30 protein-coding genes are annotated in these 19,965 nt (G+C 32.3%); 28 read left to right on the top strand and 2 right to left on the bottom strand.

Annotated elements, in window-relative coordinates; translation table 11 throughout:
* Positions 1–4: 4 nt before the first annotated feature.
* The gene (locus FDT66_RS10220; RefSeq protein WP_138536173.1) at positions 5–3,274 is read right to left on the bottom strand and encodes a SusC/RagA family TonB-linked outer membrane protein; all 3,270 of its coding nucleotides are present in this window, start codon (positions 3,272–3,274) and stop codon (positions 5–7) included.
* A gap of 217 nt (positions 3,275–3,491) precedes the next feature.
* Positions 3,492–5,075: a BamA/TamA family outer membrane protein gene (locus FDT66_RS10215; RefSeq protein ID WP_138536171.1), complete on the bottom strand. Its 1,584-nt coding sequence runs from the start codon at positions 5,073–5,075 to the stop codon at positions 3,492–3,494.
* Between the two features lie 256 nt (positions 5,076–5,331).
* Between FDT66_RS10215 and rpsL the strand changes: the two genes are divergently transcribed.
* The 28 genes from rpsL (at position 5,332) to rpsM (ending at position 19,963) form a co-directional block, all read left to right on the top strand.
* The gene (gene rpsL, locus FDT66_RS10210; protein WP_018943587.1) at positions 5,332–5,706 is read left to right on the top strand and encodes a 30S ribosomal protein S12; all 375 of its coding nucleotides are present in this window, start codon (positions 5,332–5,334) and stop codon (positions 5,704–5,706) included.
* Positions 5,707–5,731: 25 nt separating this feature from the next.
* Positions 5,732–6,211, top strand: a complete 480-nt coding sequence (gene rpsG / locus FDT66_RS10205) for a 30S ribosomal protein S7 (protein WP_138536169.1) — start codon at positions 5,732–5,734, stop codon at positions 6,209–6,211.
* 5 nt (positions 6,212–6,216) lie between these two features.
* Positions 6,217–8,334, top strand: a complete 2,118-nt coding sequence (fusA, locus tag FDT66_RS10200) for an elongation factor G (protein ID WP_138536167.1) — start codon at positions 6,217–6,219, stop codon at positions 8,332–8,334.
* A gap of 19 nt (positions 8,335–8,353) precedes the next feature.
* Positions 8,354–8,659: a 30S ribosomal protein S10 gene (gene rpsJ / locus FDT66_RS10195; RefSeq protein ID WP_068363283.1), complete on the top strand. Its 306-nt coding sequence runs from the start codon at positions 8,354–8,356 to the stop codon at positions 8,657–8,659.
* A gap of 282 nt (positions 8,660–8,941) precedes the next feature.
* Positions 8,942–9,559 carry a 50S ribosomal protein L3 gene (gene rplC / locus FDT66_RS10190; protein ID WP_138536165.1) on the top strand — a complete coding sequence of 206 codons (618 nt, stop codon included), beginning with the start codon at positions 8,942–8,944 and terminating at the stop codon, positions 9,557–9,559.
* Positions 9,559–10,188, top strand: coding sequence for a 50S ribosomal protein L4 (rplD, locus tag FDT66_RS10185; protein WP_138536163.1), 630 nt, complete (start codon positions 9,559–9,561; stop codon positions 10,186–10,188). Before rplC ends, rplD begins: the two co-directional genes overlap by 1 nt.
* A gap of 9 nt (positions 10,189–10,197) precedes the next feature.
* A complete protein-coding gene (rplW, locus tag FDT66_RS10180; RefSeq protein WP_138536161.1) occupies positions 10,198–10,488 on the top strand; it encodes a 50S ribosomal protein L23 in 291 nt (96 codons plus the stop codon).
* A gap of 12 nt (positions 10,489–10,500) precedes the next feature.
* On the top strand, positions 10,501–11,325 hold the full coding sequence (gene rplB / locus FDT66_RS10175; protein WP_138536159.1) for a 50S ribosomal protein L2: 825 nt from the start codon (positions 10,501–10,503) through the stop codon (positions 11,323–11,325).
* Between the two features lie 7 nt (positions 11,326–11,332).
* Complete coding sequence (gene rpsS, locus FDT66_RS10170) at positions 11,333–11,611, top strand: 30S ribosomal protein S19 (protein WP_138536157.1); 279 nt, start codon at positions 11,333–11,335, stop codon at positions 11,609–11,611.
* 6 nt (positions 11,612–11,617) lie between these two features.
* Positions 11,618–12,022: a 50S ribosomal protein L22 gene (rplV, locus tag FDT66_RS10165; protein WP_138536155.1), complete on the top strand. Its 405-nt coding sequence runs from the start codon at positions 11,618–11,620 to the stop codon at positions 12,020–12,022.
* Positions 12,023–12,033: 11 nt separating this feature from the next.
* On the top strand, positions 12,034–12,753 hold the full coding sequence (gene rpsC / locus FDT66_RS10160) for a 30S ribosomal protein S3 (RefSeq protein WP_138536153.1): 720 nt from the start codon (positions 12,034–12,036) through the stop codon (positions 12,751–12,753).
* Positions 12,754–12,774: 21 nt separating this feature from the next.
* Positions 12,775–13,206, top strand: coding sequence for a 50S ribosomal protein L16 (rplP, locus tag FDT66_RS10155; protein WP_138536151.1), 432 nt, complete (start codon positions 12,775–12,777; stop codon positions 13,204–13,206).
* Positions 13,207–13,217: 11 nt separating this feature from the next.
* Positions 13,218–13,409, top strand: coding sequence for a 50S ribosomal protein L29 (gene rpmC / locus FDT66_RS10150; protein ID WP_068363305.1), 192 nt, complete (start codon positions 13,218–13,220; stop codon positions 13,407–13,409).
* Between the two features lie 20 nt (positions 13,410–13,429).
* Entirely contained in the window at positions 13,430–13,687 is a 258-nt protein-coding gene (gene rpsQ / locus FDT66_RS10145; protein WP_018943599.1) for a 30S ribosomal protein S17, read from the top strand.
* Between the two features lies 1 nt (position 13,688).
* Positions 13,689–14,057 (top strand): 50S ribosomal protein L14, encoded by a 369-nt coding sequence (gene rplN / locus FDT66_RS10140; RefSeq protein ID WP_015482230.1) that lies wholly within the window; start codon positions 13,689–13,691, stop codon positions 14,055–14,057.
* A gap of 11 nt (positions 14,058–14,068) precedes the next feature.
* Complete coding sequence (gene rplX, locus FDT66_RS10135; RefSeq protein WP_138536149.1) at positions 14,069–14,371, top strand: 50S ribosomal protein L24; 303 nt, start codon at positions 14,069–14,071, stop codon at positions 14,369–14,371.
* Between the two features lie 8 nt (positions 14,372–14,379).
* Positions 14,380–14,931, top strand: coding sequence for a 50S ribosomal protein L5 (gene rplE, locus FDT66_RS10130; protein WP_138536147.1), 552 nt, complete (start codon positions 14,380–14,382; stop codon positions 14,929–14,931).
* Positions 14,932–14,934: 3 nt separating this feature from the next.
* On the top strand, positions 14,935–15,204 hold the full coding sequence (gene rpsN, locus FDT66_RS10125; RefSeq protein ID WP_138536146.1) for a 30S ribosomal protein S14: 270 nt from the start codon (positions 14,935–14,937) through the stop codon (positions 15,202–15,204).
* 160 nt (positions 15,205–15,364) lie between these two features.
* A complete protein-coding gene (gene rpsH / locus FDT66_RS10120) occupies positions 15,365–15,763 on the top strand; it encodes a 30S ribosomal protein S8 (protein ID WP_138536144.1) in 399 nt (132 codons plus the stop codon).
* Positions 15,764–15,773: 10 nt separating this feature from the next.
* Entirely contained in the window at positions 15,774–16,319 is a 546-nt protein-coding gene (rplF, locus tag FDT66_RS10115; protein ID WP_138536142.1) for a 50S ribosomal protein L6, read from the top strand.
* Positions 16,320–16,330: 11 nt separating this feature from the next.
* Complete coding sequence (rplR, locus tag FDT66_RS10110; protein ID WP_138536140.1) at positions 16,331–16,681, top strand: 50S ribosomal protein L18; 351 nt, start codon at positions 16,331–16,333, stop codon at positions 16,679–16,681.
* Between the two features lie 3 nt (positions 16,682–16,684).
* The gene (gene rpsE / locus FDT66_RS10105) at positions 16,685–17,209 is read left to right on the top strand and encodes a 30S ribosomal protein S5 (protein WP_138536138.1); all 525 of its coding nucleotides are present in this window, start codon (positions 16,685–16,687) and stop codon (positions 17,207–17,209) included.
* 13 nt (positions 17,210–17,222) lie between these two features.
* A complete protein-coding gene (rpmD, locus tag FDT66_RS10100; protein WP_036783629.1) occupies positions 17,223–17,405 on the top strand; it encodes a 50S ribosomal protein L30 in 183 nt (60 codons plus the stop codon).
* 14 nt (positions 17,406–17,419) lie between these two features.
* The gene (gene rplO, locus FDT66_RS10095) at positions 17,420–17,869 is read left to right on the top strand and encodes a 50S ribosomal protein L15 (protein WP_138536136.1); all 450 of its coding nucleotides are present in this window, start codon (positions 17,420–17,422) and stop codon (positions 17,867–17,869) included.
* Between the two features lie 11 nt (positions 17,870–17,880).
* Positions 17,881–19,203: a preprotein translocase subunit SecY gene (secY, locus tag FDT66_RS10090; RefSeq protein ID WP_138536135.1), complete on the top strand. Its 1,323-nt coding sequence runs from the start codon at positions 17,881–17,883 to the stop codon at positions 19,201–19,203.
* 2 nt (positions 19,204–19,205) lie between these two features.
* On the top strand, positions 19,206–19,421 hold the full coding sequence (gene infA, locus FDT66_RS10085; protein WP_015482241.1) for a translation initiation factor IF-1: 216 nt from the start codon (positions 19,206–19,208) through the stop codon (positions 19,419–19,421).
* A gap of 60 nt (positions 19,422–19,481) precedes the next feature.
* Complete coding sequence (ykgO, locus tag FDT66_RS10080) at positions 19,482–19,598, top strand: type B 50S ribosomal protein L36 (protein ID WP_004568720.1); 117 nt, start codon at positions 19,482–19,484, stop codon at positions 19,596–19,598.
* Positions 19,598–19,963 (top strand): 30S ribosomal protein S13, encoded by a 366-nt coding sequence (rpsM, locus tag FDT66_RS10075; protein WP_138536133.1) that lies wholly within the window; start codon positions 19,598–19,600, stop codon positions 19,961–19,963. Before ykgO ends, rpsM begins: the two co-directional genes overlap by 1 nt.
* Positions 19,964–19,965: the final 2 nt, after the last annotated feature.

The following is a 19,965-nucleotide window of genomic DNA, read 5'->3' as shown; positions in this document are numbered from 1 at the left end:
ATTTTTAAAATCTCACTCGAACACCTAATGTAAGTGTAGACATTGGTGGGAAAAATCTTCGATCAGTGTCTCCATCAACTCTTGTGAAAGGAAGGAATCCACGACGTGCAGTGGCAGCGAATAAATTATCTCCTGTTAAAGAGACATTAACAGCGTCAAACGTTTGTCCTAAATACTTTGAAGGAAGGTTGTAACTAATGTTAACGTTATTTAAAGCTAGGTAATCGGTTGATGTTATAAAGCGTGTAGATTGAGATGTTGCTAATTGATCAGTACCATCGGCTAATCTTGGGAAATTTGTAATGTCTCCTGGTTGTCTCCATCTATTTTGAATGTCTTTGTGAAAGTTATTTCCTGCAGCTCCAAATCTATCAGATAATAATTCTGCATATTGTCCATCATAAGCATACCCTCCTAAACTATAGGTAAACTGTGTAGATATTGTAAAATCATGTATTGTACTTGATAATCTGAAAGCACCTCTAATATCTGGTATTCTTGAAAAACCTGTAAATACATCAGCAGCATCACCATATGTTTTTGTAACTCTTTTTTTAATATTAGCTCCTGGTACTATAGCTTGATATTCTACGATAGATCCTGATCCATTTTGTAAAGTTGCATCAGTAGGAACCCAAGATGCGTCAGAACTTGATGATGGTTCACCAGCATCTAAAACACCATTATTATTAACGTCATCATAGTACTGATACCACATTGGTGCCCCGTCTGCAGGATCTACTCCAGCCCATTCTCTCATATAGTAATCATAAACAGATTTTCCTTTTGAATACGCAAAGTTTCCATTTGTAACTAAATATTGTTGAATACCAGTCGCAGGTTCTATTGGTGTTTGTGTAACTTCGTTTCTTAAAAATTCCCCATTAATATTTAAGTCTAATGTAAAATTTTCTTTTTTAATTAGATGACCTGTTAAGTTAAATTCTAAACCAGCATTTACCAAAGCACCGTCATTAACAGTGATAGACGAAATACCTCTAGAAGGACCAACAAATCTATCAAATATTAAACCATCTGTAGTTTTATTGTAATAGTCTAAAGAACCATCTAAATAATCTCCTAATGTAAATTCTATACCTGTTTGAAATTGTTTTGAATTTTCCCATGTTAAATCTGGATTACCAAAATTAGCCACAGCTAAAGATATTCCTCCATCTAAATTACCTGCTGTAAATGTATTAAATCCAGAGAATCTTCCTACACTTCTTTGTTCTCCTGAGGTACCATAAGAAGCTTTAATTTTTAAATACTTTAGTACATCATTATTTGATAAGAAGTCCTCACTTGTTGGAAGCCAAGAAGCACCTATTGAATAAAAAGTACCCCATTTATCATTAACAAATCTAGACGAACCATCTGTTCTTACAGAACCGTATAAGTAGTATTTACCGTCATAGTTATAGTTAAATTGACTAAAATAAGATTCAATAGCATCTATATCTGTAGAACCTGAAGGTAAACCTAAACTAGATTGAAAATTATCTAAATCATAAATAAATGGACTTACTTGTAACCCTTTTGATGCAGAAGAGAATGTTCTTGTAAAAGAATTGCTCTCATGACCTAAAAGTGCGTCAAATGAATGTATACCCCAACTATTTTGGTATCTAATAAGTTGCTGTATGTTTTCTGTTAAGCCTGTGAAGTCATTTATTGTTATATCTCCAGAAGTTGGTACACCACCACCATAAAATTTATTAGTATAGTCTTTGTTTTCTTGCGTTGCATAGTTAACACCATACCTAATTTCACCTGTCAAATGTTCTGTAAAAGTAAACTTAGCAGCAAAGTTACCATTAAATTCATGACGATCTGTACCATCGAAATCATATAAAGCAGATCCAATAGGGTTTAATCCATTCGCGTTTGGTCTTGGTCTAAATCCTGATAATGCACCGTAATCATATTGGAATCCACCATAAAAAGGATCTGGAACCAATTGAGCATTGTTATCTCTTAGAAAAACAGGGAAAATAGGTGCCATTTTGTTAGCAAATTCAAATACATTTTCTGAACCTGCAATCTGTCCATTTTCAATTCTTTCCGAGTAAGTATAACCTATATTAGATGTTAGATTTAACCAAGGCTTAATTTTAGAATTTAAATTTAACCTTGTAGAATATCTTTTATATCCTGTATTTAATGAAAAACCATTATCGTCTAGATACCCAAAAGAAGCATAATATGTAGAGTTCTCATTACCACCACTCATTCTTACATTAGCTTCTGTTCTAATTGCTGGGTTAAAAGAAACATCTCTATATCTTAAAGGTGTATATTTTCTCGTTACACCTTCTCTAACTGAACTTGTAGCAGGATCTATTAAATCCGCTCCAGAGTTTACATTCCACATATTGTAACCTGCTGGTACATTGTTGTCTGTAAATAAAGTAGCATTAGCAAATCCGTTAGGGTCTGTATTGCCATCTATTCTTGCTTTGTTTCTGATACCCTCCCAAACATAACCAATATATTCTTCAGGAGATTCCACTACGTCATATTGACTAAGCCATAAATCATTGATACTTGTTCTTAAATCTACAGTTATAGAAGATTTATCAGAACTACCAGATTTTGTAGTAATAAGAACAACACCGTTTGCTCCTCTAGACCCATATATAGCAGTTGCAGTAGCGTCTTTTAATATCGTAGTAGATTTAATATCTGCTGGGTTAATTGAGTTGACATTTCCTAAAAATGGCACTCCGTCTACAACATATAAGGGGTCACTATTACCGTTAATAGAACCATAACCTCTAATTCTAATTGTTCCAACAGAACCAGGTTGCCCTGATGTATTTATTACTGTAACACCAGCAACTTCACCTGTTAGTGCCTGAGATACGTTAGAGAAGTTTTTTATCTCTAATTGTGCCTGATCTACTACTGTTGCTGTTCCTGTAAAAGATTTTTTTGTTGAAGTACCATAACCAACAACAACAATTTCATCTAATACATTAGCATCTTCTGCTAAAGTAACATTAATTGTATTTGAGTTACCTACTACTTTTTCAACAGTTTTGTAACCTAAGTAGCTAAATGATAATGTAGCTCCCTTGTTTACTTTTATGGAATATTTTCCATCAAAATCTGTTTCGGTACCAGTAGTTGTACCTTTAATATAAACACTAACACCTGGTAAAGAACCTGATTTATCAGATACAGTCCCGGAAATAGTTTTTTGTTGTGCGAATGAAATCTGCACTACAAACGCCAGTAAAAGCGTTAAAAATCCATTAAACTTTGTCTTCATTGTATAATTATTTGAATTAATTAATGTCAAAAGTCTTAAATAAAACTTAATAAAACAATTTTTTAACATAAAATATTTAAAAATCAATTCAATTTATTAGACACACAAAAGTTTATAACCTTACAGAACTATTTTATTTTTTTTAAATCTTTGATTTTTTGTAGTTAAATTAATCATATTTGTTGGATGTAATAATCATTTAAGATTTCTTTTTGAATTAAAAATAATTAATCCAACTAATTGATAATTGGGTATTTGTGATTTTTGCTTGCGAATTTTTTGATGAATTTATTGCCATGTTTATGTTTATTTGAGTGTTTTTTACTCTGAATAAATAACCTGCTCCAAGGCTTAAAAAGTTTTCTCCTTTTTTAAGAGTAGTTACTCTTGCAATATCACTTATAGTATATAGGTATGATGTTTCGGAAGTAAGATATCTGTATTCTAAATTAAAATATGAGTAGTTTTTTGTAAATATACTTTGTTCATTGAATCCTCTTATTGAATTTTGTCCACCTATTCTAAATAATTCATTATCTATATATGTTGATGAATTTAAGTACCCAGTATTATTTTTAATAAATATAGAATTTCTGCTATTTAATTCAAAAATGTAAGACGTGTTTAAAGTTATTTTTATTTGATTTGTTTTCTTTTGTTCAATATTTCTTTTCCCAACAGAAAAAGTTAAATAAAAATAAAAAAGGTTATTTTTTAAAAAATCATTTTTTGGAATACTGAAATTATAAATAGCACCTATAAAAAAATTACTTAAAGTAAATATATTATTAGCATCGTTTTCAATTAATTTTTGTGATTTATCAGAATTCAAAAAAAAACCAATTTTAGATTTTTCATTCAAATCGTAATTTACAATTGTTTTGAAATTCGTTGTAAGAAATGTACTATCTTGTTTGTAAATGGAAAAGACTAATTCTGGCGAAAATTTTGAATTGAATATATAAGGGATTCTAGTATCTATTTTAAACTCTTGCCTTTCATCACCAATGCTATTCCAAAACAGATTTAAGCTTTCACCAGTATTCAGTACATTATTCAACTTTAAATCTATATGTCCATTAAAAAGTAGTTTTCCGTTTTCTTTGGATGCAAAATTAACCAAGGCATCAAAACTGTTTGCTTGAGTTTTTTTGAGATACAAAAATAGTGATGTAGAATCTTTTGTGAATAAAATTTCTGGAGGTTTTATTTCGTCAGCAAATATTAATTTTTTAGAAAGTGTGCTTATAGAAGAAAGTTTTTCTTTATTAAAAAGAGTGTTTCTTTTTATTTTAAAATAATTTTTAATGAATTTTCTAGGAAAGTTTTCATACCCTTTAATAATTGTCTTATTTATAGTTCTCTTATTTGATTCTCGAATATATATGTTGCCATATAATATGTTGTTTCGAATATTAATTCCTTTAAGCTGTAATTTTGAAAATGATTTTCCTTGATTTTCAAGTTTTTTAGAAATATAAAGTAGGGTGGATTGTAGTTTTTCAATAGGAATTTCTAATATATTATTTTTTAGCAATAAGCCTTTAGTTAAATATAAGTCTTTATTATTAAAAGTTAATGATGCTTTTTCAACTCTTTTATTTAAATTTAAATATGCAGTAAAACTTTTATCTTTCTTAATGATGCTTTTCACTGTTGCTAAAAAAAAACCGTTGTTTTTTAAACTAGAAATAATATTTTTTATTTCAGTATTTACACTTATGCTGTCATTATGTGCCTTCTTGTATTTAATTTTTTCTAATATAGATTTTTCTGAATTAATATGAGATAATACTATCAAATTGTATTGTTGAGAAAAAATATTACAAGAAAAAAATACTAAAGAAAAAAAGAAAAAAAGAAAAGTTGTTTTTTGTTTCAAGGTTCTTGTTAAAAATATATTCAAAAATAAGTGAAAATTCCACAGTACTCAAAAAAAATAGTATTTCAAAAAAATAACTTGCTGATATTTGTATAATTAGAAATTAGTTGTACATTTGCAGACCCTTAAAAATAGGGGAATGTTTAATATAAACGTAAAACAGTAATAATTTAGTATGCCAACTATTCAACAATTAGTTCGTAAAGGAAGAACCAAAATAACTAAGAAGAGTAAATCGGCTGCTTTGTCGTCTTGTCCTCAAAGACGTGGAGTTTGTACTAGAGTTTATACTACTACGCCAAAGAAACCTAATTCTGCAATGAGAAAAGTAGCCAGAGTTAGATTAACTAACGGTAATGAGATAAACGCGTACATTCCAGGTGAAGGACATAACTTACAGGAGCACTCGATAGTATTAGTTAGAGGTGGAAGGGTAAAAGATTTACCAGGTGTTAAATATCACGTGGTACGTGGAGCATTAGATACAGCAGGTGTTGAGGGTAGAACCCAACGTAGATCTAAGTATGGTGCAAAACGCCCAAAAAAGTAATTTAGTAACTTTTTTAATGTAAAACATGAGAAAAAGAGCAGCAAAAAAAAGAGTCTTATTGCCAGACCCAAAGTTTAACGATCAGTTAGTAACACGTTTCGTTAATAATTTAATGTGGAGTGGTAAGAAGTCTGTAGCATTTAAAGTATTTTATGATGCTTTAGAGATTGTAGAAGAAAGAAAAGGAGAAGGCGAAGAAAAATCGGCTTTAGAAATTTGGAAAGAAGGTTTATCGAATGTAATGCCTCACGTAGAAGTTCGTTCTAGACGTGTTGGTGGTGCAACATTCCAAATTCCAATGCAAATTAGACCAGACCGTAAGGTCTCTATGGCTATCAAATGGATGATTTTGTATACTCGTAAAAGAAACGAGAAAACAATGGCACAGCGTTTAGCTGCTGAAATTTTAGCTGCGGCTAAAGAAGAAGGTGCTGCTGTTAAAAAACGTACAGATACTCACAAGATGGCAGAAGCAAACAAAGCATTCTCTCACTTTAGATTTTAATAGAAATGGCTAGAGATTTAAAATTCACAAGAAATATTGGTATTGCAGCACATATTGATGCTGGTAAAACCACAACAACAGAGCGTGTATTGTATTATACAGGAGTTTCTCATAAAATTGGAGAAGTTCATGATGGTGCAGCTACAATGGACTGGATGGAACAAGAGCAAGAAAGAGGTATTACAATTACTTCTGCGGCTACAACTTGTACATGGCAGTTTCCTTTAGAAAATGCACAACCAACTCCTGAAACTAAAGGATATCACTTTAATATTATTGATACTCCTGGTCACGTAGATTTTACAGTAGAAGTAAATAGGTCTTTACGTGTTTTAGATGGATTGGTGTTTTTATTTAGTGCTGTTGATGGTGTAGAGCCTCAATCAGAAACTAACTGGAGATTAGCTGACAACTATAAAGTACCTAGAATTGGTTTTGTTAATAAAATGGACCGTCAAGGATCTGATTTCTTAGCAGTTTGCCAACAGGTAAAAGACATGTTAAAATCAAATGCAGTGCCAATTGTATTAAATATTGGTGATGAGGATGAGTTTAAAGGTGTTATTGATTTAGTAAAAAACCGTGCTATTGTATGGCATGATGAAACTCAAGGAGCAACATTCGATGTAATCGATATTCCTGAGGATATGAAAGAGGAAGCTCGTAAATATCGTGCACTTTTAATAGAAGAAGTAGCAAGTTATGATGAGGATCTTTTAGAAAAATTTATGGAAGATGAGAACTCTATTACTGAAGAGGAAGTGCATGCAGCACTAAGAGCAGCAGTAATGGATATGGCAATTATTCCTATGATTTGTGGATCTGCATTTAAGAATAAAGGAGTTCAGTTTCTTTTAGATGCTGTTTGTCGTTATTTACCTTCACCTTTAGATAAAGAAGGTATTGTAGGTGTGAATCCAGATACACAAGAAAAAGAATTACGTAAGCCAGATGTTAAAGAGCCTTTCGCAGCTTTAGCATTCAAAATAGCAACAGATCCATTCGTTGGGCGTTTAGCATTTTTTAGAGCTTACTCTGGTCGTTTAGATGCAGGTTCTTATGTTCTTAACAATCGTTCAGGTAAAAAAGAACGTATTTCTAGAATTTATCAAATGCACGCTAATAAGCAAAATGCTATCGATTTTATTGAAGCAGGAGATATTGGTGCAGCTGTAGGTTTTAAATCAATAAAAACTGGAGATACATTAACAGATGAAAAACATCCAATAGTTTTAGAATCTATGGACTTTCCAGATCCAGTAATTGGTATCGCTGTTGAGCCTAAGACAAAAGCAGATGTTGATAGATTAGGAATTGGTCTTGGTAAATTAGCAGAAGAAGATCCTACTTTTACAGTTAGAACTGATGAAGCTTCAGGTCAAACTATTATTTCTGGAATGGGTGAATTACATTTAGATGTAATTGTAGATCGTTTAAAACGTGAATTTAAAGTAGAAGTAAATCAAGGTCAACCTCAGGTTGAATATAAAGAAGCTATTACAGCTTCAGCTGATCATAGAGAGGTTTATAAAAAGCAATCTGGTGGTCGTGGTAAATTTGCTGATATTGTATTTACAATGGAACCTGCAGATGAAGGTGTTCAAGGTTTACAGTTTGAATCAGTGATTAAAGGAGGTAACGTACCAAAAGAATTTGTTCCTTCTGTAGAGAAAGGATTTAAAGAAGCAATGAAAAATGGACCATTAGCAGGTTATGAAATGGATTCCATGAAAGTAACTTTAAAAGATGGTTCTTTCCACGCAGTAGATTCTGATCAGTTATCTTTTGAATTAGCTGCTAAACTTGGTTTTAAAGCTGCTGCAAAAGCTGCAAAGGCAAAAATCATGGAGCCGTTAATGAAATTAGAGGTTTTAACTCCAGAAGAAAATATGGGAGATATTGTTGGTGACTTAAACAGAAGAAGAGGTCAAGTTAATGATATGTCAGATAGAGCAGGAGCTAAAGTTGTTAAAGCAATCGTTCCTTTATCAGAGATGTTTGGATATGTAACAGCATTAAGAACAATGTCTTCTGGTAGAGCTACTTCTACTATGGAATTTTCTCATTATGCAGAAACACCATCAAATATTTCTGAAGAAGTAATTGCAGCAGCAAAAGGTTAATTTACTAAATCATATAAAGATGAGTCAAAAAATTAGAATAAAATTAAAGTCTTACGATTACAATTTAGTAGATAAATCTGCTGAAAAAATTGTAAAGACGGTAAAAAGTACTGGAGCAGTTGTAAATGGCCCAATACCATTACCAACACATAAAAAGATTTTTACAGTATTACGTTCACCACACGTAAACAAGAAATCTAGAGAACAATTTCAATTAGCAGCTTACAAGAGATTGTTAGACATTTATAGTTCTTCTTCGAAAACTATTGATGCCTTAATGAAATTAGAATTGCCAAGTGGAGTTGAAGTAGAAATAAAAGTATAATGAGAACAACTTTCGGTTTAATTTTGTTAAACCGAAAGTTTTTTATACTTTTGCAACCCGAAATAGAGTAGGGGAAATTATTTTTGAGTTTTAATTCAAAAATAAGTACATGTCCAGAGCGTTTCGCAAAGGAAAAACGGAAAAAACAAATTCAGCGTTGAAATTGTTTTGCGCTGTTTTTTTTTAGCTAAACTCAAAGGAAAAAAAAGAAACATTTGTTTCAAAAAATAATTACTAATAGACGCGCTGGATAAATAAATCTAACGTCTTAAAATTAACAAAATGTCTGGGTTAATAGGAAGAAAAATTGGAATGACCAGCTTGTTTGATGAAAACGGGAAGAATATTCCTTGTACAGTAATCGAAGCAGGTCCTTGCGTTGTTACCCAAGTCAGAACCGAAGAGGTTGACGGCTACAATGCGTTGCAACTTGGTTTCGATGACAAAAAGGCGAAGAGTTCTAACAAATCGTTAGATGGTCACTTTAAAAAAGCTGGCACCACTGCTAAGAAAAAAGTCGTTGAATTTCAAGGATTTGAAGGAGAGTATAAATTAGGAGATTCTATCTCAGTAGATTTTTTTACTGAAGGTGAATTTGTTGATGTATCAGGTATCTCAAAAGGTAAAGGTTTTCAGGGTGTTGTAAAACGTCACGGTTTTGGTGGTGTTGGTCAAGCAACTCACGGTCAGCATAACCGTTTAAGAGCTCCTGGTTCTATTGGAGCTGCATCATATCCAGCAAGAGTATTCAAAGGAATGCGTATGGCAGGAAGAATGGGTGGAGATAAAGTGAAAGTTCAAAATTTAAGAGTATTAAAAGTAGTTGCTGAAAAAAACTTACTTGTTGTTAAAGGAGCAGTTCCTGGACACAAAAATGCTTTTGTAACTATTCAGAAATAATGAAAGTAGCAGTTTTAGATATTACAGGAAAAGATACAGGTAGAAAGGTTGAGCTTTCTAAAGATGTATTTGGTGTAGAACCTAATGATCATGCAATTTATTTAGATGTGAAACAGTACTTGGCAAACCAACGTCAAGGAACGCACAAATCTAAAGAAAGAGCAGAAATTTCAGGTTCAACTAGAAAGATAAAAAAACAAAAAGGTACTGGTACTGCAAGAGCAGGTTCTATCAAGTCTGGTGTTTTTAGAGGTGGAGGACGTATGTTTGGACCAAGACCTAGAAATTATTCTTTTAAATTGAATAAGAACTTAAAGCGTTTAGCAAGAAAATCTGCTTTAAGTATTCAAGCAAACGACAAGAATTTAGTAGTAATTGAAGATTTTAATTTTGATACTCCAAAGACAAAAAACTTTGTAGATGTATTAAAAGCATTAGAATTGGATACTAAAAAATCATTGTTTGTGTTAAGTGATGAAAATTCAAATGTGTATTTATCGTCACGTAATTTTAAAAACTCTAAAGTTATCAAAGCTTCAGAAATTAATACTTATGGTGTATTAAACGCTAATAAAGTTGTTATCACTGAAGGTTCTTTAGAAGGAATTAATACAAATTTAAGCAAATAGGGATTCAAAATGAGTATTTTAATAAAACCTATTATTACGGAAAAAGCTACAAACGATAGCGAAGTATACAATCGTTATGCATTTGTAGTAGAGAAAAAAGCTAATAAAGTAGAAATTAAAGTTGCAGTTGAGGCTGCATACGGTGTTTCTATAACTAGCGTTAGAACTTTAAATTATCCAATTCAGCGAAACACAAAGTTTACTAAAAAAGGTTTAGTAACTGGTGTAAAAAGCGGATATAAAAAGGCTATCGTTCAATTAGCAGAAGGAGAAAGTATTGATTTTTATAACAATCTTTAACAAAAGACAAAAATGTCAGTTAGAAAATTAAAACCAATAACACCAGGTCAGCGTTTTAGAGTTGTAAATGGGTTCGACACCATAACAACTGATAAGCCGGAAAAAAGTTTACTTGTTCCGAAAAAAAGATCTGGAGGTCGAAACAACCAAGGTAGAATGACAACACGTAATATTGGTGGAGGTCATAAACAAAAATACCGTATTATCGATTTCAAAAAAGATAAATTCGGTGTTCCTGCAACAGTAAAAACTATTGAGTACGATCCAAATCGTACAGCATTTATTGCTTTACTTAGTTATGCTGATGGTGAAAAGCGTTATGTGATTGCACAAAACGGTTTAAAAGTAGGTCAAACTGTAATTTCAGGTAGTGGAGCAGCTCCAGAAATTGGAAATGCTATGACTTTAAGCGAAATTCCTTTAGGGACTACAATCTCATGTATAGAGTTAAGACCTGGTCAAGGTGCTGTTATGGCACGTTCTGCAGGTTCTTTTGCTCAATTAATGGCAAGAGAAGGAAAATATGCAACTGTAAAGTTACCTTCTGGAGAAACTAGATATATATTATTAACATGTATGGCTACTATTGGTGTAGTTTCTAATTCAGATCACCAATTATTAGTTTCTGGTAAAGCTGGTAGATCAAGATGGTTAGGAAAAAGACCTAGAACAAATGCTGTTAGAATGAACCCTGTAGATCACCCAATGGGTGGTGGTGAAGGACGTTCTTCTGGAGGTCATCCAAGATCTAGAAATGGTATACCTGCTAAAGGATACAAAACAAGATCTAAGACTAAAGCTAGTAATAAATATATTTTAGAACGTAGAAAGAAATAATTAAGTTATGGCAAGATCATTAAAAAAAGGACCTTACGTTCACTATAAATTAGAGAAAAAAGTGTTAGCTAATGTAGAAGGTGGTAGCAAAACAGTAATTAAAACTTGGTCTAGAGCAAGTATGATTACACCAGATTTTGTAGGACAAACAATTGCAGTTCATAATGGACGTCAGTTTGTACCTGTATACGTTACAGAAAACATGGTAGGGCATAAATTAGGCGAATTTTCACCAACTCGTTCTTTTAGAGGACATGCTGGTGCAAAAAATAAAGGAAAAAAATAGTAGGAAATGGGAGTTCGTAAAAAAAATATGGCAGATCAGTTAAAAGCAGATAGAAAGCAACGTGCTTTCGCGAAGCTTACTAACTGTCCTACATCACCAAGAAAAATGCGTTTAGTAGCAGATCAGGTAAGAGGTGTAGAAGTTGAAAAAGCTTTACAAATCTTAAAGTTTAGTCCTAAAGAAGCATCTATTAATTTAGAAAAACTATTGTTGTCTGCAATTGCAAATTGGCAAGCAAAAAATGAAGATGCAACAATAGAAGATGCTGGACTTTATGTAAAAACTATTTGTGTAGATAGCGCAGGAATGTTAAAAAGATTAAGACCAGCTCCACAAGGACGTGCTCATAGAATTCGTAAGCGTTCTAATCACGTTACTTTAGAGTTAGGTAGTAAAAATTTAAGTAATTAATCGAAGTAGAAATGGGACAAAAAACAAATCCAATAGGAAATCGTTTAGGAATCATCAGAGGTTGGGAATCTAACTGGTATGGTGGAAATGACTACGGAGATAAAATTGCTGAAGATGATAAGATAAGAAAGTATATTCATGCTAGATTGTCTAAAGCAAGTGTTTCTCGTGTAATAATTGAAAGAACTTTAAAACTTGTAACCGTTACTATCACTACAGCTAGACCTGGTATCATTATCGGAAAAGGCGGTCAAGAGGTAGACAAGTTAAAAGAAGAACTTAAAAAAATTACAGGTAAAGAAGTTCAAATTAATATTTTTGAAATTAAACGTCCAGAATTAGATGCAAAATTAGTAGCAACTAGTGTAGCACGTCAAATTGAAAATAGGATTTCTTACAAGAGAGCTATTAAAATGGCTATCCAAGCTACAATGAGAATGAATGCTGAAGGAATTAAAATTCAAATTTCAGGTCGTTTAAATGGAGCAGAAATGGCACGTTCAGAGCATTTTAAAGAAGGAAGAATACCTCTTTCTACTTTTAGAGCAGATATCGATTATGCACTTGTTGAAGCTCATACTACATATGGAAGACTAGGTGTTAAAGTATGGATTATGAAAGGTGAGGTTTATGGTAAAAGAGAATTATCTCCTTTGGTTGGATTGTCAAAAAAACAATCTGGTAGTAAAGGTGGTGATAGATCTAAACGTCAACCTCGTAGAAGAAAATAATTTTTAAATTAGAAATTAAAAATGTTACAGCCAAAAAGAGTAAAATACCGTAAGGTACAAAAGGCGAAAGGGAATATGACTGGTAACTCTCAAAGAGGGAACCAACTTTCTAATGGAATGTTCGGTATCAAATCTATTGACCAAAACTTGCTAACTTCTCGTCAAATTGAAGCAGCTCGTATCGCGGCAACTCGTCATATGAAAAGAGAAGGTCAGTTATGGATTAAAATATTTCCAGATAAGCCTATTACCAAAAAACCATTAGAAGTACGTATGGGTAAAGGTAAAGGAGCACCAGATCATTTTGTTGCAGTTATTAAACCAGGTAGAATTTTGTTTGAAGTTGGTGGTGTACCAATTGAAGTAGCAAAAGAAGCATTGCGTTTAGCAGCTCAGAAACTTCCAGTAAGAACGAAGTTTGTTATAGCAAGAGATTTTGATATTAACGCTTAATTCTAAATAAAATGAAACAATCAGAAATAAAAGAATTATCTACAGCAGATCTTAACGAAAAGCTTGGAGCGTTGCAAAAGAATTATACTGATCTTAAGATGGCACATGCCATAACTCCAATGGAAAACCCATTGCAGTTAAGAAGCTTAAGAAGAACTGTAGCAAGAATTGCAACAGAATTAACAAAAAGAGAATTACAATAATTCTATAGTCAATTTTAAAGATGGAAAAAAGAAATCTTAGAAAAGAGAGAATTGGTGTTGTGTCTAGTAACAAAATGGAAAAATCTATTGTTGTTGCAGAAACTAAAAGAGTTAAACACCCAATGTACGGAAAGTTCGTATTAAAGACTAAGAAGTACGTTGCACACGACGAAAAGAATGATTGCAACGAAGGAGATACTGTTAGAATCATGGAAACAAGACCTATGAGTAAATCTAAACGTTGGAGATTAGTAGAAATCCTAGAAAGAGCTAAATAATATGTTACAGACAGAATCAAGATTAAAAGTCGCAGATAATACTGGAGCAAAAGAAGTTTTAGTAATTAGAGTTTTAGGAGGTACAAAAAAGCGTTATGCAAGTATTGGTGACAAAATTGTTGTATCAGTAAAATCTGCAACTCCAAACGGAACTGTAAAAAAAGGTCAAGTATCTAGAGCAGTTGTTGTAAGAACAAAAAAAGAAGTTAGACGTAAAGACGGATCATACATCAGATTTGATGATAATGCTTGTGTACTTTTAAATCCTACAGAGGAAATGAGAGGAACACGTGTATTTGGACCAGTTGCCCGTGAACTTCGTGAGAAACAATTCATGAAAATAGTATCATTAGCACCTGAAGTGCTTTAAAATCTTATAAAATGAAGAAGTTTAAATTAAAATCAGGAGATACTGTAAAAGTGATTGCAGGAGATCATAAAGGATCAGAAGGTAAAGTTTTACAAATTATCAAAGATAAGGATAGAGTATTAGTAGAAGGTGTTAACTTAGTATCTAAGCATACAAAACCAAGTGCTCAAAATCCTCAAGGTGGTATTGTAAAAAAAGAAGCTTCACTTCATATATCTAACGTAATGTTAGTTGAAAATGGTGCAGCTGTAAGAGTAGGTTATAAAGTTGATGGAGATACAAAAACAAGAATCTCTAAAAAAACTAAAAAATAAGAATAATCATGAGTTACGTACCAAGATTAAAAGCAGAATACAAAGAAAGAGTAATTAGTGCTCTTACTGAAGAATTCAGTTATAAAAACGTGATGCAAGTGCCTAAATTAGAAAAAATTGTTGTTTCTAAGGGTGTAGGTGATGCAATTGCAGATAAGAAATTAATAGATTATGCTTTAGAAGAACTGACTAAAATTACAGGTCAAAAAGCTATCGCTACAATGTCTAAAAAAGATGTTGCTGCATTTAAATTACGTAAAGGTATGCCAATTGGTGTAAAAGTTACTTTACGTGGTGATAAAATGTACGAATTTTTAGACAGATTAGTTACAGCTTCTTTACCTCGTGTTAGAGATTTTAACGGTATAAAAGCTAATGGTTTTGATGGAAGAGGTAATTACAATTTAGGTATTACTGAACAAATCATCTACCCAGAAATTAATATTGATCAAGTTAAAAAAATTAGTGGTATGGATATTGCTTTCGTAACGACAGCAAACACTGATAAAGAAGCAAAATCATTATTAGGAGAATTAGGTTTACCATTCAAAAAAAATTAAGAAATGGCTAAAGAATCAATGAAAGCGCGTGAGCGCAAAAGAGAAAAAACGGTTGCTAAGTATGCTGAAAAGAGAAAAGCTTTAAAAGAAGCTGGAGATTATGAAGCATTACAAAAGTTACCTAAAAATGCCTCACCTATAAGACTACACAATAGATGTAAATTAACTGGACGTCCAAAAGGATATATGCGTCAGTTTGGTTTATCACGTGTAACTTTTCGTGAAATGGCAAATCAAGGTTTAATACCAGGTGTTAAAAAAGCAAGTTGGTAGAAATCAAAATTAAAGCTTAATATTAAAATAGAATGTGTATCTTTGCACGCTCTATTTTTTTTGAGTATAAGAAAATTAACTGATTTTAGGTTCAATTATCACGGTAAAACCGTAGCATAAATAGAGGTAATTGAAAACCGGAGTCGCAATATAAATAAATATGTATACAGATCCAATCGCGGATTTTCTTACAAGAGTAAGAAATGCAATCGCAGCAGGACACAGAGTAGTAGAAATTCCAGCTTCTAATTTGAAGAAGGAAATGACTAAAATTTTGTTCGATCAAGGGTATATTTTAAGCTACCAGTTTAATGCAGATAAAGTGCAAGGAACTATCAAAATAGCTTTAAAGTACGACAAAGAAACAAAAGAGTCAGTAATTAGAAAAATTCAACGAATCAGTACACCAGGTTTACGTAAATACGTTGGCTCTACAGAGATGCCAAGAGTATTAAACGGACTTGGAATTGCTATTGTTTCTACATCTAAAGGTGTAATGACAAACAAAAAAGCACGTCAAGAAAATGTTGGAGGAGAAGTTTTATGTTACGTTTATTAAATCTTAAGAAATGAGTAGAATAGGAAAAAATCCCGTTAACATTTCACAAGGTGTAGATGTAAACATTAAAGACAACGTAATAACTGTAAAAGGAAAATTAGGAGAATTATCTCAAACAATTTCTGAAGGTATAACAGTTAAAATTGAAGATAGCACTATAACCTTAGATAGAGCATCAGAAAGTAAAGACCATAAAGCACAACATGGTTTAATGAGAGCTTTAATCAACAATATGATTGAAGGTGTAAGCAAAGGCTGGTCTAAAGACTTAGAATTGGTAGGTGTAGGTTATAGAGCATCAAACCAAGGTCAAAAATTAGATTTAGCATTAGGTTTCTCTCATAATATTGTTTTAGAACTTGCTCCAGAAGTAAAAGTTGAAACAATATCAGAGAAAGGGAAAAACCCAATCATTAAATTAACTTCATTTGACAAACAATTAGTTGGTCAAATTGCTGCTAAGATTCGTTCTTTCAGAGCGCCAGAACCATATAAAGGTAAAGGTGTTAAGTTTGTAGGTGAAATATTAAGAAGAAAAGCAGGTAAATCTGCATAATAATATATATTATGGCATTATCAAAGCTACAAAGAAGAGCTAGAATAAAGCGTAGAATTAGAAAAATAATTTCTGGAACTGCTACAAAACCAAGATTATCGGTTTATAGAAGTAATAAAGAAATTTACGCACAACTAGTAGACGATGTAAACGGAGTGACATTAGCTTCAGTTTCATCTAGAGATAAAGGAATTAAAGCAAGTTCAAAATCAGAAGCAGCTTCTGCAGTAGGTAAATCTATCGCAGAAAAAGCAGTAAAAGCTGGTCTTGAAAATGTTTCATTTGATAGAAATGGTTATTTATACCATGGTAGAGTTAAAGTATTAGCAGAAGCTGCAAGAGAAGCTGGTTTAAAATTTTAAGAAATTATGCAAGGTTATAAAAACGTAGAAAGAGTTAAACCAAGCGGATTAGAGCTTGTTGATAGATTAGTAGGTGTACAACGTGTTACTAAAGTTACAAAAGGTGGTAGAGCATTTGGTTTCTCTGCAATTGTAGTTGTAGGTGATGGTAATGGAGTTGTTGGACACGGATTAGGAAAATCTAAAGATGTTTCTTCTGCTATTGCAAAAGCAGTAGAAGATGCAAAGAAAAATTTAGTAAGAATACCAATTTTAGACGGTACATTACCTCATGAGCAAAAAGGTAAGTTTGGTGGAGCAAAAGTTTTCATTAAACCTGCTTCTGCGGGTACAGGGGTTATTGCTGGTGGAGCAGTTCGTGCAGTATTAGAATCTGTTGGAGTACATGATGTTTTATCAAAATCTCAAGGTTCTTCTAACCCTCACAATGCAGTAAAAGCAACTTTTGATGCTTTATTACAGTTGCGTAGTGCAGCAGCAATTGCTAAGCAAAGAGGTGTTTCTTTAGAAAAAGTATTTAACGGATAAAACTTAAAGAACGATGGCAAGAATAAAAGTTACACAAGTAAAAAGTCAAATCGGACGTCTTCAAAGTCAAAAAAGAACTTTAGAGGCTTTAGGTTTACGTAAAATGAACCAAACTGTAGAGCATGAGGCAACTCCTTCTATAGTTGGTATGGTAAATACAGTTAAACACTTAGTTTCTTTTGAAGAAATTAAATAAGATATTTATATAAGATGAGTTTACATAATTTAACACCTGCAGAAGGTTCCATTAAAAAAGGAAAAAGAATTGCAAGAGGTGAAGGATCTGGAAAAGGTGGTACCGCTACAAGAGGTCACAATGGACAGAAATCTCGTTCTGGTTATTCTAAAAAGATTGGATTTGAAGGAGGGCAAATGCCACTTCAAAGACGTGTGCCTAAATTTGGTTTTACAAATATAAACCGAAAGGAATATCAAGGAATCAATTTAGACAAATTACAGTCTTTAGTTGATAGTGGAAAAATAAAAGATACAGTTAATTTAGATATTTTAGTTGCTAATGGTTTAGCAGGTAAAAACGACCTAGTAAAAATATTAGGTAACGGAGAGTTAAAAGCTAAATTAAACATTACTGTACATAAATTTACTGCAACTGCAAAAGCGGCTATTGAAGCTGCTGGAGGAGAAGCAGTTGCTTTATAAGAAACGTAAATATGAATTTTATTAATACACTAAAAGACATTTTTAAGATTGAAGAATTAAAAAATAAAATTCTTCTTACAATCGGTTTAATCGCTGTGTATCGTTTTATGGCAGCTGTTCCATTACCTGGAATAGATCCATTACAATTATCAGCCTTAAAAGAAAGTACTTCTGGAGGTCTTTTAGGATTATTGAATGCATTTACAGGAGGAGCATTTGCTAGAGCGTCAGTAATGGCACTTGGTATAATGCCCTATATTTCTGCATCTATTGTTGTACAGTTAATGGGAATTGCAGTTCCTTATTTACAGAAGTTACAAAAAGATGGAGAAAGTGGACGTAAGAAAATTACGCAAATAACAAGATGGTTAACTATTGGTATTACGTTAGTACAAGCACCAACGTACATTACTGCTATTAAAACTCAGTTTGGTTTAGGACCAGAAGCGTTTTTAGTAAGTGGACCAACATTTTGGATTTCATCAATTATCATTTTAACTGCAGGAACAATTTTTGCAATGTGGTTAGGAGAGCGTATTACAGACAAAGGAGTTGGTAATGGTATTTCATTATTAATTACTGTAGGTATTATTGCTAATTTCCCAGCTGCATTCTTACAAGAATTTGTTGCAAAAACAACAAATGCTGGTGCAGGTGGTATAATGATGATCCTTATTGAAATAATCATTTGGTTTGTCGTAATTTTATTAACTGTATTATTAGTTACTGCTGTTCGAAAAATTGCAGTACAATATGCCAGAAGAACAGTTGCAGGAAACATACAAAATGTTGCAGGTTCAAGAGATTATATTCCTTTGAAATTAAATGCAGCAGGAGTTATGCCAATTATCTTTGCACAAGCAATCATGTTTTTACCTGTTGCTTTAGCACAAAGGTTCCCAGCAATTGCAAGTTTACAAGATATTAACGGTTTATGGTACAATGTAATATTTGCATTATTAATTATCATTTTTAGTTTTTTCTACACAGCAATTACTATTCCTACGAATAAAATGGCTGAGGATTTAAAAAGAAGTGGTGGTTTTATACCAGGAATTAGACCAGGAAAAGATACTGCAGAAAAGCTGGATAGTGTTTTATCAAGAATTACATTTCCAGGATCGTTATTTTTAGCGGCATTATCTATCTTACCAGCAATAGTAGTTCAATTTGGAGTACAACAAAGTTGGGCAATGTTTTATGGAGGTACATCATTAATAATTATGGTAGGTGTTGCAATTGATACAATGCAACAAATAAACTCGTATTTATTAAATCGTCATTATGACGGATTAATGAAACCGGGAACCAGCAATAGAAAATCTAATAAATAAGTATGGCTAAGCAATCAGCAATTCAACAAGATGGAACTATTACAGAAGCATTATCAAATGCAATGTTTCGTGTAGAATTAGAAAATGGACACATTGTTACAGCTCACATTTCCGGTAAAATGCGTATGCATTACATAAAATTATTACCTGGAGATAAAGTAAAGTTAGAAATGAGTCCTTACGATTTAACAAAAGCAAGAATTACTTATAGATATTAAATAGTTGAATAATTAAAAGATTGTATTTTCTCTTTTAATTTATAAATAAAAATAAAAACGATGAAAGTTAGAGCATCAGTTAAAAAAAGAAGTGCCGACTGCAAAATAGTACGCAGAAAAGGTAGATTATATGTAATTAATAAACAAAATCCTAGATTTAAACAAAGACAAGGGTAATGGCAAGAATAGCAGGTATTGATATTCCAAAGAATAAAAGAGGAGTTATTGCTTTAACTTACATCTTTGGTATTGGAAACAGCAGAGCTAAATCAATTTTAGCAAATGCAAAAGTTGACGAAAGTATTAAAGTTCAAGATTGGACTGACGATCAAATCGCAGCAATTAGAGAACAAGTTGGAACTTTTACTATTGAAGGTGAATTACGTTCAGAGGTGCAAATAAACATCAAGCGTTTGATGGATATTGGTTGCCAAAGAGGAATTCGTCATAGATTAGGTCTTCCTTTAAGAGGACAAAGAACAAAGAACAACTCTCGTACAAGAAAAGGTAAGAGAAAAACTGTAGCTAACAAGAAAAAATAAAG

The sequence above is a fragment of the Polaribacter aestuariivivens genome (assembly GCF_005885675.1).
GTDB classification, from domain to species: domain Bacteria; phylum Bacteroidota; class Bacteroidia; order Flavobacteriales; family Flavobacteriaceae; genus Polaribacter; species Polaribacter aestuariivivens.
Note: the sequence above shows the minus strand (reverse complement) of the source record. Positions and strands in the feature narration are given on the sequence as shown.